This window comes from Candidatus Sericytochromatia bacterium, from assembly GCA_035285325.1.
Lineage (GTDB): Bacteria > Cyanobacteriota > Sericytochromatia > S15B-MN24 > JAQBPE01 > JAYKJB01.
Window position 1 is genome coordinate 1 of record JAYKJB010000109.1, and the last position, 15,066, is coordinate 15,066.

A 15,066-nucleotide genomic window follows, 5' to 3' on the forward strand; every position below is an offset into this window, starting at 1 on the left:
TGCGGGGGTCCAGGTCCAACCGAAACAGATGCAATTCGATCGCGTTGGGCGTGGGGGGCAGTTTCTGGCGCTCTTGCACATAGGAGCGAAGCGCTTGCTCGACGGCCGCGGCATTCACTTTGTGCGCGGCAATGATTTTGCTTGATTCGCCGAAGAACGGCAGGGAATCGAGAAACTCAGCCAGTTCAAACTTGGGCAGCCAGCTTCCACGACGCTCAGTGGATTCTGCAGAAGCCCCTGGGAGCGGCGAGGCGCTGGCGGGGGCAGATTTGCCAGGCGGGGTCCCGCCGGAATCGTCCGGCACCGTCGTGCCGGCACTCGGGGAGACATCCGCGCCGGTCTTCCTGGCTCCGGCCATTTGGGGGGCCAGGCTGGCCAGTTCTCCGCGCAGGGTGTAGTCCCCATTTCCTTCCCTCAAGGGATGGCCTGAGCGAGCCGCCAGACGAATCACGTAGTCGCTGCCCACGAACTCCACCATGACCGCACCGGGGCGGTTCTTGGGGCGTTTTCCAAAGACAATCACAGCAGGTTCCGTCGTGTCATAAGGATTCCGCGGATCGAGGTCCATGCGGGACAGCTGGGCCTCGATGGCATTCGGCGTCGGGGGCAGCTTCTGACGGTCCTTCACGTAGGAGCGGATCGCCTGCTCCACGGCACTGGCATTGGCCTTTTGGGCGGCGATGGTCTCTCGGGAGTCGCCGAAAAAAGGCAGCGAGTCGAGCAAGGTCCCCAGTTCGAATGAGGGCGCGGAGAGGGGATTTCGAGGAAGATGTAGGTTCGCCCCGCGGGGCTGCGCCAGGCTGTAGACCCCGAAGAGCAAAACGCCGAGCAGGGCGGAGCGAGCGCTGATGGCGAGCAAGCGACGTGGTCCGGGCAGTTGCTCGCGCAGGCTGGTGACGCCCGCAGGCACCGCTCGCGAGGTTTCGTCATCTAAAGGTTCCGGAGCCGCCTCAACCCGGGCAGGCCTCTCCGCGCGGCCTCCGATGGGGGCACGAGCGGTCGGGCGGCCCGTCGTCCGCTGACCGCGCGGACCGGAGGCGTGGGGCGATTGGGGACGGGGCTGCGTCGGGGGGGGCGCCTCAGCATCGTCCTCACCCCACCACTCATCATCCTCGTCCGTGCCCAGGTATTCATCCCGACTGAAGTCGAGGTCGGACTCATCGAGATCGCCCGCTTTCCAGTACGGATGCTCGCGCCGCGACGAAGGGAAGAGCGGGGGCGGGGGCGGCATGACCTCGGGTTCGACCAGGCGAACCGGAGGGACCTGGGCGGCATCCGCCTCCGTCTCATCTTCATCCCCTTCGTCCGTGTCGTGGGGACGCCGAGCCGCCATCCGGCCGGCATCCAGCAGCGGGTGGTAGGCGTGGGGATCTGCCCCGGCGTCATCGGGCACGTCCCAGTCGTCCTGAAGGGTGTCTCCCTCTTCCAGATCCGGGTCCCACTCTGTCACGGTGTAAGGCACCGCGGGCTCACCCTCGTCGGCGTCCGGGTCGTCCACCAGCACCCAGTTGGGAACGTAAGTCGCCGCGGTCTGGGTGGTCGCCGGCTCAGGTGCGCTCCCCGCGATCTCCCGCTCCAGGTTCTCCACGTAGTCCTGGAACATATCGGTTTGATCAGCCATGCCCTTCTCGAAGGCCGCCAAAGGGTCAAAGCCTTGACCAGCGCCCACGAAACGTTCGAACTCACTCAGCGGATCGAAGTCAGAGGGCTGATCCGCTGAGGCTTGCCGGGCAGCGGGACGCGCCGGGGCCGTGGTGGCCGGATCCATCCCGGCCTCACGAAGGGGAGGCGACGCGACAGGCGCCGACGACTGGCCAACGAGCGGCGGAGAAACGGTGGTAGGCACAGGCGAGGTCGCCGCTGCCGTCGGCGGCGAAGCGGCTGGCGCGGGCTGGTTCCAGCTGGTTGGCGTCTGCAGGGCGCGCTGCCAATCCGGCGTGCGCGATGGGGGCAAGCGCCAATCCGCTGGCGCTGCTTGCCACTGCGAGACGCTTGGTGGCTGAGGAAACGGCGAGCGGGCCGAAGGGAGATGGGGCCCCGACGCGGAGGTTGGTTCAGTCACGGTCTGCTCCCGATCGGCTCATCAGAACATCAACGCCGGGTCAGGCGTCGCGCTCGGGGCGGGAACGGCGGGACGGGGAAGTTCTGGCGCGGGAGGCCTCAGGCCGTCGAAGCCAGGTGCGCCCAACGCCCCCTCGGGCGCTCTGGAGAGTTGTGACCTGCGTTTCGTCAGCAGGGCCTCATTGATCACATCTAGCCAGAGTTTGACCACCGGGTCATCCGGCTTGATCGCCAGCGCCGCCAGGAAGGTGACCACGGCGACCTTGGTCTTGCCCTCATAGACCTGACCGATCGCGCGCCCCCGCACGATGTCGAATGTCAGATTGCGTTTGAGATGAGCGGCCATGGCCAACGGGGTGGCTTTGGGCGCGGGTTCGGGGGTGGCGATCGGGGCGCGGCGCGGTGGGGGCGTGCCCTCGGCGACAGGCGGCGTCTCGTCGCCCACGCCCAGATACGACCCCAGTTCCTCCGCTTTGCAGCCTGCGAGCAGGGCCACGCTCAGAAGGGTCCAGAAAAATCGATTGGAACGGACGAATCGCAAGCCGCAGACCCCAGGAGACGGGTGGGGGAAGGGTCGACATCCCACGGAGTAGGGAGTGCCTATAACCTTTGTACCCCGGCTCCTTAATCGCATCACCACGTGCTTTGCGGCGTTTTCCGGTTATGGTGAACCGCCACCCCGGGTGCGCCCGATCACACCTTCATTTGCGGCCGCCGCAGAAGCCGTCGCGGATTGTCGATCGCGATCGCGCGGAGTTCTTCCGGGGTGACCGCTTCAAGCAGGGTTCCGAGTGCCTTGCGCTGGCTGAAGAGCGGAAAATCGGAGCCGAACAGCACCCGTTCGACGCCCAGCGCCACGATCGCCTCCCGGATGATCGCGCGCCCCTGCCAGGAGGTATCGGTGAAGACGTTGGGATAGTCGTAACCCAGGGCGAGCACCTGAGCCGATTGGTCCCAGCCAATGTGGGCCAGCACGATCGGAACGTCAGGGAAGGCTCGGATCACCGGTTCCAGGGCCAGCGCATTGTCGGCCCCCTCACAGAGCGGAAAGGGAAAGGTGCCGGTATGAACGATCACGGGCAACTGGTGCAAGCGGGCCAGTTCCAGCAGGTCGAACATGCGCTCGCTGGTCGGCAGCGGCCCCGCCAGAGACGGGTGAATTTTCAAGCCGAAGACCTGACCGGTCGCCACATAGGTCTGAAAACGAGCGCGAAATTCCGGGTCTTCGGGATCGACCGAGCAGAACACCGCAAAACGGTCGCCGTGAGGTGCGAGGCAGTCGAGCAGGTCCAACGTCTCGAAGAACGGTTCGATGGCGCAGATCACGGTGGTTCGAATGCCCATCTCGTCCATGCTGGCGACCAGCGAATCGGCCTGATACTTGTTGAACTGCCGCATGATCTCCATGAATCCGATCGCCTTGAAGCGAGGATACAGGCGCGTCAGCAGGCGATGACGCCCATACTGGGCGAACCAATCCACCCCCTGAGCGACCAGAGGCTCTAACCAGCCGGCCGCCAGGCGCATCAAGGGAACGTCCGCGATCAGCGGATGGGCCAAGTCCTTGCTGCCCCGCAGGTGCGCGTGAAAGTCGATGAACCCGGTCTGCGCAGACGCCAGAAGCACGGCGAGTCCCTCCCGCCTGTCATGGTGGCGACCGGTCGCTGCGTACGCAGCAAACGAACGTGCTCAGTCCTCTTCCGGAAGGTCCGGCGGACGCTTGTGGTGCTTCTCGTAAAAGCGTTGAAAGTCAGTCGCCGTCACCCGACTCACGAAAGAATGAAATTGGCGATCATCCCGGGCCCGTTCGGTCTGCAGGCCATCCATATCGTGGAGCAACTGAGTCACATCGAGTTGCAGCAAATCATCGGCGGCCATCAGGGTCAGGCCCTGACGCAGCGCCACCTGGATCGCCTCCGTGGCGGTCATGGCCAGCCGCTGCGCGCGTCGCCCCGCCGGCCGAAAAATGAGAAACCCCTGCACGTAGGCCCCGTAGCCTTCCTTGGGCTCCGTCAATTCCAGCGGCAGGGGCTCCAGTTCGACCCGAACCAGCTCACATTGGAGCGTTTCGAGCAGCTGGCCGATTGAGGCGGTCAACCTCAAGGGCAAGCCGGGATGCGGCGGAGCCAGCAGCGCCACGATGTGTTCGATGCTCTCGCGCGAGGTCTCGATGACAAAGCCCAGCTGATCTCTGCGAGAACCGAGAATCAGGCCGTCGCGGACCAGACTGCCATTCTCCGCCTGGATCTCGAAGGCTCCGAGCAAGGAGACCCGTCGCTTCTTGGCCGGCATGGACCCTCATACATTTCTTCCGGGACAGCATCACTCCTCCGAGCGGAGCGGAGCCTCCCGGCGGCCACCTGGACGTGTGGTGCGAACGCTCGAGGAGCGCCCGGCCCATGCTCGGATGCCGCCATCATACCATCGGAGGGCGCGGCTCAAACGCGTTGCGGCGTCTCCTCGGCCATTCGTTTGGCCACCGGCTGAAAACTCAGGCGATGCAGGGGGCACGGACCGTGCCTGGCGATCGCCGCCAGATGCTCCTTCGTGCCGTAGCCTTTGTGGCGCGCGAAGCCGTATTCGGGCCAGCGTTCATGGGCCTCCTGCATCAGGGCATCGCGCGTCTCCTTGGCCAGCACGGAGGCCGCCGCGACCGACCAGCTGCGCCCATCGCCCTGCACCACGGCACGCTGCACGATGGTCAAACCTGGGACGCGCAGCTTCCCGTCGACGATCACATAATCCGGCCCGTCGCAGGCCGCGATCGCTTCGCGCATCGCGCGGAAGGTGGCTTGCAGAATGTTGATCTCATCGATCACCTGGGCGGACACGATGCCGATGCCCCACCCCAGCGCATGCTGGCGGATGGCTGTGAAGAAGGCCGCCCGCGCCCGCGCGCTCAAGCGCTTGGAATCCGTCAGGCCCTGCAACGCCTCCGGCAGGGGATCCGGTAAGCGGACGCAGGCCGCCACGACCGGGCCTGCCAGGGGACCTCGCCCCGCCTCGTCGACGCCTGCGATGCGCGCATGCCCCTCGGCCCGCGCGGCCCGCTCAAATTCCCACACGCCCTGTCCCTCCGGGCCACATGGTATATCATGACGGCGATGCCCCAACGCCCTACTCCCAGCGCTCGCGCCCGCAAGACCCCAGCCGACTCGGTCGCCCCGGCCGCGACCACCCCGCCAGCGCCTCGCCGGCCCCGCAAGGCCCTCGCCAGCGCAGCAGAGCCAGCGCCGGCCCCGAAAAAGCGGGGTGTGCCGGTGGAACCTCCGGCCCCTCAGCCGCCCCTCGCTGAAACGCTGCCCTCCGCCGCCCCGCGCAAGCCGGCGGCCAAGCGTGCGAAACCGACCGCGACAGGCACGCTGATCGATGCGTTTGCCGCGCAGCAGCGCTTCCCGCTGGATGATTTCCAGCGGGAGGCCATGGAGGCCTTGCTGGCGGGACGCTCGGTGCTGGTCTCGGCCCCGACGGGCTCAGGCAAGACAATCGTGGCGGAATTCGCGATCTTCCTGGCCCGCAGCCAGGGACGACGGTGCATCTACACCACGCCGCTGAAGGCGCTCTCCAATCAGAAATACCGCGATCTGCGTCGGGACCTCGGAGACGATGTCGGACTGGTGACCGGCGACGTGGTGCTGCAGCCGAATGCCCCGGTGCTCATCATGACCACCGAGATCCTGCGCAACATGCTGCAGGTGGACCCGAGCCAGGTGGAGGACGTGTCCCACGTGATCCTCGACGAGGCCCACTACATCGGGGCGGATGGGCGCGGCACCGTCTGGGAGGAGACGATCGTCTTCCTCGGCAAGAACACCCGCATCGTGGCGCTGTCCGCGACCATCCCGAATGCGGACGAACTGGCCGCCTGGGTCTCGGACGTGCATCAACCCATGGACGTGATTCTTCACGAGGAACGCCCCGTTCCGCTGGAACCGTACATGTGCCTGGACAAGGTGGAACCGCTGTTCGACCAGCGGGGACGTCTGCGGGCCCGGGCCTTCGTCCGCGATGGCTGGGTGGAGTCGCCGGCCAGCAGTCACGTGGCCCACGAGCTGTCCGAAAAGGGCATGCTGCCGGCGATCTTCTTCGTCTTCTCGCGCCTGGGCTGCGAGAAAGAGGCGATCGCCACGATCCGCGGCGGCAATGACCTGACCACCCCGGAAGAAAAGGCCCGCATCCGGGCGGCGGTGGATGCGGCGATCGCCCAGACACCTGGGATGCTCACGTCCAATGCCACCAAGGGCTGGCTCGAGCGGCTGCCCTCGGGCGTCGCCCCCCACCACGCCGGCCTGTTACCGCCGCTCAAGCTGCTGATCGAGGAACTGTTCCAGGCCAACCTGCTCAAGGTGGTCTTCGCCACCGAGACGCTGGCGGCCGGCATCAACATGCCGGCGCGCACGGTGGTGATCACGAGCCTGTCGAAGCGCACCGATGATGGTCACCGCATGCTGACGGTCGGGGAATTTGCCCAGATGACGGGGCGGGCCGGTCGACGGGGCATGGACACGGTAGGCTACGGGGTCGTACTTGGCAGCCACCGCTACGGGGCTCCGGAAGTGGCCGCCCTGTTTCAGGGACGCGCCGAACCCCTGCGCAGCCGTTTCACGCTCAACTACAACATGGTCATCAATCTGGTGCACCAGTACGACGAGGCGCAGGCGCGTCGCATCGTCGAACAGTGTTTCAGCCAGTTTCAGAACAACGCCACGGTGGCCGAGATGCAAACGCGGCGGATTCCCCTGCGGGCCCGCCTGGACGCCACCGATGGAGCCTGTCCTCGTGAGGCCGAATTCGCCCGCAAAGATCGCATCCTGGCCTATGTGGGCGAAAAGCGCCGGGCGGAGGAAGCCGCCCAAACGCTGCGGGACCTGGAAAAGAACCTGAGGGGGCAAAACGAAAAGGAAGCCCAGCGAACGGTCCTGGCGGCCCCCTTCGATTCCGTGATCGTGGTCAAGCGTCCCGGCCTGCCGAACAGTGAATTGGCCCTGATGTTGAACAAGTACCGGACCAAGCGCGGGGTGCAATTCACCGCCCTGCTGGGCAACGGTCAACTGGTTCGGCTGGCCGCCAAGGACCTGGTGCTCTCGACGGGAGCCACGGTGCGCGGCGTGCCGCGAGGTTGGCGTGATGCGGGCGAGGCGCTCAGTTACATGCAAACCAAGCGAGTCCAGTGGGAACCCGCCTGGTGGTCGCAGTGGCTGGAGGAAGCCGGCGTGGATCCCGCGCTGGTCCTGCCTGCGGAACAGACCTCGCCGGCCCTGCAGCGTGCGCGCAGCGCCTTCCGTGAGACCGAGGAGGCCCTGCAAGCGCAACCTTGCCACACGTGCCGGCATTTGCCCACCTGCAAGGCCACCGAGGTTGACCTGGGCAAGACGCGGAAGCTGCTGACAGCCTTGGATGACCAGATCGAAACGATCCGGACCCGATTCTGGAACCAGTTCACGACCCTGCGGACGGTGCTGGAACAGGCCGACTTCCTGCGCGGACGGGACCTCCTGCCACGTGGCGTGGCGCTGGCCAACCTGCGCACCGCCAATGAACTGGTGGCCTCTGAAAGCCTGGCTGCCGGCTTGCTGGAAAGTTTGGCCCCGGACGAACTGGCCGCGGTGACCAGCGCGATCGTGGCCGAACCGGTACGGGGTCGCATGGCCTGGCGCCCGATTCGCCCCAGCCCGAAAGTGGTGCAGGTGGCCGAGGACGTCATCGACATCGCCCAGCGACTGTATCGCATCCAGGATCGCTTCCCGGAGGTGGAGTTGCCCATCACCGTGGTGACGGATTACTGCGGCATGGTCCAGGCCTGGGCTGGGGAAGCCCAGTGGGCCCACGTGACCGAGATGGCGGGCATCGATGAAGGTCAGCTGGTCCGCCACCTGCGCCAGGTCATCGACATGCTCAGTCAGTTCAAGGACGTGCCCGGCATGAGCCCGGGCTTCGTCGAACGGGTGCAGTCGGCGGTGGCCCTGATCGATCGCGACATCGTGCGCGAGGTCTTCTGAGCCGCTTGGTCGGTAGGCTGGGCCTGGCTTCTCGAAGGATGCCGAAAACTCAGGGGAGCACCAGGCGAGGCCAGGGCTGAACGGACGCGCCGGATGCCCCCGTGATGGTGAAACGGGGCGCCAGCACGCCGTCCTCGAGACGGTAGTAACGCACGTTCAGCGGACGGCCCGAAACCCGCAGCCTGGTCGGCAAACGGATCGTCGAGGTGGTAAATCCGCTGAGATTGGTCATCCCGTTGGCCCCGCGCATCGCCAGCGATTGATATTGATAGCGAGGATCGCTCACCGACTCATCGCCATCCAGCAAATTGGCCAGGGCCCAGTCGTGGATCACCCCCGCCAGATTGGCCCCCCGCTTTTGCAGCATGTCCGACACGTTTCCCACCCCCACCTTGGGAGAGGTCACGATCGCCTTGATCAGGTCCTCGCCGAAATGGTCAGCCAGGTAAACGACCAGCAAGTAGACCGGGCCATAGCCGATGCCCTGCGGATTGCCGTCCCAGTCGCTCAGCGAGTAGGCGTCGGGCTCCTTTTGAAACTGCTTCACGTGATTGGCGAGCACCGTCCCGCCGGCTTTCAAGCCGTAGCCGTTGGCTTCGATGGCGTACATCGCCATGCCCTCGTCGATCCAGAGGTCCTCCGAGGTGCGTTGCTTGCCGAGCAGGACCTTCTGATTGAAGTTGATCATGTGCTGGAACTCGTGTGCGATCGTACCGAGGTAATCCTGCGGGCCTCCCTGCAGAAGAATCTGACTCGACACGTACAGCAGTTCCCGCGCGTTGCTGCGGGCCAGCTTGCCCCCGGCGCGGGGATCGGGGGCGAAGGCATCTCGCTGGGAGAAATAGCCCAGCGTGGTGTCCTTGCCGTAATTGCCCACGGCCGGCGAGAACAGAATCATCACCCGTTCATCCCCGTCCACCCCTGGCTTGGGCTCACTGCCAAAAATCCGGGTCGTGGTGGGGTAAATGGTGCGGTCGAAGGCCTCGGCGACCTCTTGTGCCCGAAGCCGCAAGGCCTGGCGACGACTTGCGCTTTGGGTCGCCGCCTGATCCAGCGCAATCAAGCAGTGCTGGCCGACCACCGCCACCTCGGCCGTGACCTGCACCTCGTCGAAATCGTCCTCGAGAAACTCCTTGATCACCCAAAGTTTGAGGGTATCCCCCAGGACGAGGGGTTGGCTCTGCAGCAGGCGGCGCCGCGGGCTCCGCACCAGGGTCGCCAGGTCTCGGGACTCGGCTCGTCGAAAGGCGAGATGACGATCGGCGGCGCGCGCGGAGGCTCGCTGAAACGGCGCAGTCGGCGCGAGGCCTGGCGCGTGAGCCAGTCCATAGGCTGCGGACGTGTCGCTTCCCGCAACGTCGAAGGCGCCGATCTTGCTGGTGTTGGCCGCACTGACCACGAGGAAATTGCGCGTTTCGGCATCGAGACCGACGCCAGCGGCGGCGTTGAGAGCCACCGGAATGCTGACCACCTCGGGCGCTGGCGTGGCGCTGGCGACGGGCGTGGCCGTCGCAGAAGCCACGGGGGAGGGCGACGGCGACGCGGCAGGCGAGGTGGGCGAGGTGGGGGTCGGGGTGGGCATCACCATGCGGGCCACCGCGGTGGCCGCCGGCACGGGGGTGGCTCGCACCGCGGCAGGAGCCCGGCGCGTGACCTGCACGGATGGCTGATTGCGCGGCTGAACACACGCTTCCAGCAAGGAAAGCGAGGCCACAAGGCAAACCATGCGAAAAAACTTGGAACGAGCAGTCACACTGAGACTCCGGCGCCAGGGCGCGCCATTCTTCATGTACCCCAGCTTGTTCTGTTCTTGGGTCAAGCGGCCAGCCAACCTTCGTACTTCGCGATCGCCGAGAGATTCGGCCATTCGGAGGTCATTCCAACCGTTTCAGGGGCCATGGCGCCCGCATAGACGAATTCCCGGGTCTTCAAGCAGTGCCTGTCCCAAGCCGTCATGCGGGCGCCGGCCAGGCCGGCGACGGGACGGAGCCACGGTTCCAGATCGAACCACGGTCGGCGTCGGATGCCATGACACGCGCTCAGTTCGGCCAGCGCCGCCTCCAGACTGATCGCAGGCTGGCCAACGACGTGGTCCCCGGCGCGATCCGGCGCCTGGAGGCAGGCCACCACCATGCGGGCGAGGTCGCCGGCGTGAATGAAGTGAAACCGCGCCTCAAGGGTCACGTGACGAGCCAGCGACAGCCAGCGACGACTCCGCGCCAGGCCACGACCCAGATGGGAGGCCGGGCCGTCACGGGTTCCGGCCACCACCAGGGTGGGAAAGAGGGTGCGCACGTGCCCGGTCAACCCCTCCTCGCGCAAGCCGCGATAGGCGAGCGCCTTGCTGCGGATATAATCGGTGCCCAGCGTCTCGGCTTGGGGAAGCAAGGCGCCCGCCCCATCCAGGATGCTGGCGGTCGACAGGTACACCATGGGGCGACCGAGGCGCGCCAGCGCGAGCGTGGCGCCGACGTTTACCGGGTAAGCCACCGGATCGCCCCAGGCCGTGGCCAGATGGGCGATCGCCGCCACGCCCCGGGTGGCGGTGCTGTCCTCGCGGAGGTCCAGCAGGTCGCCTGCCACAACCTCAAGCAAGGGGTGAGGGGGCAGCAGGCAACGGCCCGGGTCGCGCACCAGTGCCCGCACGCGCCAGGTCCCGGCCTGCAGCAGTCGGTGCACGACCCGATGACCGACGCAGCCACTGGCACCGGTCACCAGCACGCAAAGGGGAGGCGTCACGGACCGCTCGCTCGGGAGGAAGCCACGATTCCATCGCCTGCGGCGGCGACAAGCACGTCGAGCGGTGGCGTGGCGAACAGGGCCGGCAGCATCTTTTCAGTGTAGGCTGTCGGAGGCTCCACGCGATAGCCTCCCATCGTCATGCGCGCCGGATCCGGGTCCGTTCGCGCGCAGGTGAGGAGCGGCCGCGCTGCCGAAGGTGGCCAAGCAGCACGACGGGCGCCGGCGGCGCCGGGCCGACGCCCCCGTGGACGGCTGGAGGCTGAACCCGGATAATGCCCTCGGGCGGCCTCCCCACGCGGTGGCCACCGCGGTCTTCATTCATTTTTGCAGGAGTCCACGCCGTGACGAATCACCACGATCCCGCCTGGTGCGAGGCCATGACCGTTCGCCTCGAGTTCAACTACATGCTCGACCGCCTGATCGGCTCCGAGCGTGGGCTGAGCCTGCCCGCGATCCGAGAGATGGCCGGTCCGATCGCCGAGGTGCATGCCCAGATTCAGCGCCGCGATGGGGCAGGCAAAGACTTCCTGGGTTTCCTGGACCTGCCGGAGCAGGACGAGGCCTTGCTCGACCGCGTCGTGGCCACCGCGGACCGGCTGGCTGCGGCCGGCGATATCCACCTGGTGCTGGGCATCGGCGGGTCCTACCTGGGCGCCCGCGCGATCCTGGAATCGCTCTATTCACCCTTCCGCAATGAACTGCCGCGTGAGGCTCGCGCGGGACGCCCGCGCATCTATTTCGAGGGCAACAACCTCGATGCGGATGCCATGCACGCCCTGCTGGACCGTTTGCCGAAGGCGCCGGGAGATGCCGCGGGCGATGCCACCATCAACGTGATCTCGAAGTCGGGCGGCACGATCGAAACGGCGATCGCCTTCCGCGTCTTCCGCCAGTGGGCCGAGCGCGTCTATGGCAAGACTGAGGCCGCGCGGCGGATCGTCGCCACCACCGACGTCGCCAAGGGCAGCCTCAAGGCCCTGGCCAACCAGGAAGGCTACGACACCTTCGTGATTCCGGACAATGTGGGCGGCCGCTTCTCCGTCTTGACCCCGGTGGGCCTGCTGCCGGCCGCGATTGCGGGCGTCGACATCAAGGCGATGGTGGCGGGCGCCCGCGCCATGGCGGCGCGTTGCCGCGAAGCCGACATGTTCAAGAATCCGGCCTACATGTATGCCGCCCTGATGGATCTGTCGTACCGTGCGGGCCGCAACGTCTCGATCATGGCCGCCTGGACCAAGCGCCTGGAGTTCTTCGGCTTCTGGTACGACCAGCTCGGCGCCGAAAGCCTCGGCAAGCAAGGGGGCGGACGCATTCCCTTCACCTCGGTGAACAGCCGCGACCTGCACGCACGGGGGCAGCAGGTGCAGGAAGGTCCCTTCAACACGGTGGTGACGAACCTGGTGGTGGGGCGCAGTGCCCGCGCGCTGACGGTGGAGGCCGATTCGGCCGACCTTGACGGCCTCAACTACCTGCAAGGCTGGGACCTCGACCGCATGCAGCGCGGGGCAATGGACGGTACGCGCTTCGCCTATGCCAAGGATGGCCGTCCGAGCCTGAACGTGGAAATTCCGGAAATCAACGCCTACACGCTGGGCCAGCTGTTCTACATGTTCGAGGTCGCAACCCTGGCCGAAGGCTACCTGCAAGGCATCAACCCGCTGGACCAGCCGGGCGTCGAGGCCTACAAGAAATTCATGTTCGGCAACCTGGGACGCCCGGATATGGCCGCTTACAAGGCCGAGTTCGATGCTCGGCCGCAGGGGCTGCCTGAGTTGGTGATCTGACCTCGGGGGCTCGGCCCGATGCGCAGGGCCGTGCGCCTGAATCGGTCAGCGCTCTAGGACGTGCCCTCGATTCGCTTCAACACCCGAATGCAATGGTTGTAGGTGTCGGCCACGTAAATGGTCGCCCCATCCGGCGTCACTGCAATGCCTTTGGGGGCGTTGAACCTCGCCTTGCGCCCATCCTGGGGATCATCGCGCCAATCCTTCTGGCCCACCCCACCCGCAATCGTTCGCACGACGCCCTCGGGCGTGATCATCCGAATGCAGTGGTTACCGGAATCCGAGACATAGACGTTTCCGTCCTCGTCGGCAGCCAGACCCGCTGGCGAACGGAATCGCGCTGAGAGACCATCTCCGTCGGCATGACCTTCCTGACGCTCCTTGGGATTGCCGGCCACCGTGGTGACCCGGCCACTCGAATTCACCAGACGAATACAATGGTTGCCTCTGTCGGCAACGTACAACCCTTTCCCTGGCACCCACACCATTCCATGGAGCATGCCGAACTGAGCCTTATCTCCTGAGCCATTGTTGTAGCCCTCCTCGGGGCCTCCGGCCAGCCGACTGAGGCGTGTGTTTTCGTATTTGAAGATCCCGAAACGCTGCCTGTCCGCCACATACAGCACCCCCGGCTCACCTTGGACCAGGGCGACCGGCTTTTCGAGTTTTTCTGTCCCTTGCATCAACGCCGGGAAGGCCCAGCCCCAAGGGGCCGAAACCCCGTAGACACCGCCATTGGAGTACGAGCCGACCAGCAATCGAGCCTCTGGATCGACCAGCACAGCCAGCGGGTAGTCCACCGACCTGTATTGACGACTGGCAAGGCTGCGGTCGGCCAGCGACAAGAAGCGAACTTGGTCGCCGCCTTCCTGGGTAATGAGCAGCGTCGCCGCCGGGGCCCCCTGTGGTTTGAAGACAGAGGGGGCCTTCTGGCTGAGAACAAGCCCCCAAGGCGCCTTGAAGCTCGCGCCCTCTCCCTTGCCATCGATAGTCGTGGCCCGTTTCGGCTCACCCATCAGCGTCGACACCGAAAACGGTCCCACAACTCTGCGGGAGGGCGAGGGCGGAGGGAGCACGGGCCCTGCAATGGGCGTCATCTGTGGAGAGGGTGACGGGAGGGGGGACGCGACGAGGGGGAGTCCTGCGGTCGCGATGCCAGTGGCCGAAGACAGCGGTGAGGGCAGGAGCGAGGCACTCGCAGTCGGATTGGCGGCGAGTGGCTGCGTGGCGGCCGAATCTCGCAGCGCAGAAGGGGACGGCGCCACCACGCTCAGAACCCCTGAGGCCGCTGCGGTGGCCGCGGCCGACGCGGGGGAACGGGGGGGGGAATCTGGCGGTAGCCCCAGTTGCTCCTGAACTCGCGCCTGCAAATCGGCGGAGGCTCCCCCTCCCTCTGCCAGCTCTTTCTGCAACGGCGCCAGTTGCGCTTGCACCTCGCGGCTGGCAGCCACCATGGCCTGAGCGGCCTCCGCCACCGCTCGCGTGTCCGTCAAGTCCGGCAGACGGGCAAGGTCCAACTGACGCTCGACCGTTGCGGCGACGGCCTGCATCTCGCGATTGTCGATGCGCCCGAGGCCTTGCGAGGCTTCCGACAGCAACGCGGCCGTGACCATGGTCGTTCCAAGCCCGATGCGAACATCGGCCTCGCCGCCGTGGGTGGACGCCAGGCTGGTCAGACGGGCCACTTTGCCATTCTGAGAGGCGGCCTCCGCCACCACGACGTAGGTGAGCCCCACAGGCACCTTTTTGAGCACAAAACGCCCGTTGCTGTCCGTGCGACCCTCGGGCAAACCCGGCAGGGCGCGCCCCTCCGCATCCGCCAGATAGACCCGGGCACCACTGAGCGGGCGCTCCTTCTCCGTGTCGTTCATCAAGCGTCGCATAGCGGAAGGTTTAGAGAGCCTTGCGTTGGCCGGCGAATCAAGCAGGGGAACGCCGTCAGGCCTCACCAGGGTGGCCCCATCCAGCCCCACCAGGGTCGCCCCGTCCTGTCCCACCAGGGTCGCCCCGTCCAAGCCGACCAAGGTGGCCCCATCGAGCCCGATCAGGCGGGGAGGGAGGCGGATCGCGCCCGAGACCCCGGTCAGCGGGGCAGCCCGCTTGGTGCTGGCGACACGCTGGACCGTGAACGCCTCCAGTGCAGGCAAGGTGGCCTGACAGCCCCAGGCGGCAGTCAACGCGATGGCGGTGATCAGGGCAGACGCGCGGAAGCAAGGACTCATAAGCCCATGCAACCCGCATCCGAGGCTGCCAAAACCCCTGGTCGCGACGGAGTCTTACCCGGCCGCCCGGGTCAGGCGGGAACGCCGACGTGAATGCCCCATCTCAGCGTCAGATGGGTGCCGCGAAGCGCCGGGCGTAGCCCGTGAGTTCAACGTAACCTTCTCCACCGAGGGGCTTCCCCCGCCGGGTGCCGCTGGCCTTCACGCTGCCCTCCCAGTAGGTTTCTCCCGTCGACCCAGGCGTTTGCCATTCCTGGC

13 protein-coding genes are annotated in these 15,066 nt (G+C 66.3%); 3 read left to right on the plus strand and 10 right to left on the minus strand.

Going from position 1 to position 15,066, the window contains the following annotated elements; all coding sequences use genetic code 11:
- The 5 genes from VKP62_13750 to VKP62_13770 all read right to left on the minus strand — a co-directional run.
- On the minus strand, positions 1-2,062 hold a 2,062-nt coding region (locus VKP62_13750), incomplete at its 3' end, for a hypothetical protein (GenBank protein MEB3198260.1).
- Positions 2,063-2,083: 21 nt separating this feature from the next.
- Positions 2,084-2,602, minus strand: coding sequence for a hypothetical protein (locus VKP62_13755; GenBank protein MEB3198261.1), 519 nt, complete (start codon positions 2,600-2,602; stop codon positions 2,084-2,086).
- Between the two features lie 152 nt (positions 2,603-2,754).
- The gene (locus VKP62_13760; GenBank protein MEB3198262.1) at positions 2,755-3,687 is read right to left on the minus strand and encodes an amidohydrolase family protein; all 933 of its coding nucleotides are present in this window, start codon (positions 3,685-3,687) and stop codon (positions 2,755-2,757) included.
- Positions 3,688-3,750: 63 nt separating this feature from the next.
- On the minus strand, positions 3,751-4,353 hold the full coding sequence (locus VKP62_13765) for a hypothetical protein (protein MEB3198263.1): 603 nt from the start codon (positions 4,351-4,353) through the stop codon (positions 3,751-3,753).
- Positions 4,354-4,499: 146 nt separating this feature from the next.
- Complete coding sequence (locus VKP62_13770; protein MEB3198264.1) at positions 4,500-5,126, minus strand: ribonuclease HII; 627 nt, start codon at positions 5,124-5,126, stop codon at positions 4,500-4,502.
- Between the two features lie 39 nt (positions 5,127-5,165).
- Here VKP62_13770 and VKP62_13775 point away from each other — a divergent pair, with 39 nt between their 5' ends.
- Positions 5,166-8,060, plus strand: a complete 2,895-nt coding sequence (locus tag VKP62_13775) for a DEAD/DEAH box helicase (GenBank protein ID MEB3198265.1) — start codon at positions 5,166-5,168, stop codon at positions 8,058-8,060.
- Positions 8,061-8,109: 49 nt separating this feature from the next.
- Here VKP62_13775 and VKP62_13780 read toward each other — a convergent pair whose 3' ends face one another.
- The gene (locus tag VKP62_13780; protein MEB3198266.1) at positions 8,110-9,516 is read right to left on the minus strand and encodes a hypothetical protein; all 1,407 of its coding nucleotides are present in this window, start codon (positions 9,514-9,516) and stop codon (positions 8,110-8,112) included.
- Between the two features lie 4 nt (positions 9,517-9,520).
- Between VKP62_13780 and VKP62_13785 the strand changes: the two genes are divergently transcribed.
- Positions 9,521-9,730, plus strand: coding sequence for a hypothetical protein (locus VKP62_13785; protein ID MEB3198267.1), 210 nt, complete (start codon positions 9,521-9,523; stop codon positions 9,728-9,730).
- Positions 9,731-9,875: 145 nt separating this feature from the next.
- Here the strand turns inward: VKP62_13785 and VKP62_13790 are convergent, their stop codons facing one another.
- Both VKP62_13790 and VKP62_13795 read right to left on the minus strand, forming a co-directional pair.
- Positions 9,876-10,799, minus strand: coding sequence for an NAD-dependent epimerase/dehydratase family protein (locus tag VKP62_13790; protein MEB3198268.1), 924 nt, complete (start codon positions 10,797-10,799; stop codon positions 9,876-9,878).
- On the minus strand, positions 10,796-10,921 hold the full coding sequence (locus tag VKP62_13795) for a hypothetical protein (protein MEB3198269.1): 126 nt from the start codon (positions 10,919-10,921) through the stop codon (positions 10,796-10,798). The genes VKP62_13790 and VKP62_13795 overlap by 4 nt, the downstream gene beginning before the upstream one ends.
- A 222-nt stretch (positions 10,922-11,143) precedes the next feature.
- Between VKP62_13795 and VKP62_13800 the strand changes: the two genes are divergently transcribed.
- Positions 11,144-12,586, plus strand: a complete 1,443-nt coding sequence (locus VKP62_13800; GenBank protein MEB3198270.1) for a glucose-6-phosphate isomerase — start codon at positions 11,144-11,146, stop codon at positions 12,584-12,586.
- 53 nt (positions 12,587-12,639) lie between these two features.
- On the opposite strand, the gene VKP62_13805 is transcribed toward VKP62_13800, so the two are convergent.
- Both VKP62_13805 and VKP62_13810 read right to left on the minus strand, forming a co-directional pair.
- On the minus strand, positions 12,640-14,808 hold the full coding sequence (locus VKP62_13805) for a hypothetical protein (GenBank protein ID MEB3198271.1): 2,169 nt from the start codon (positions 14,806-14,808) through the stop codon (positions 12,640-12,642).
- Between the two features lie 109 nt (positions 14,809-14,917).
- Positions 14,918-15,066: lipocalin family protein (locus tag VKP62_13810; protein MEB3198272.1), on the minus strand; the 149-nt coding region annotated here is incomplete at its 5' end.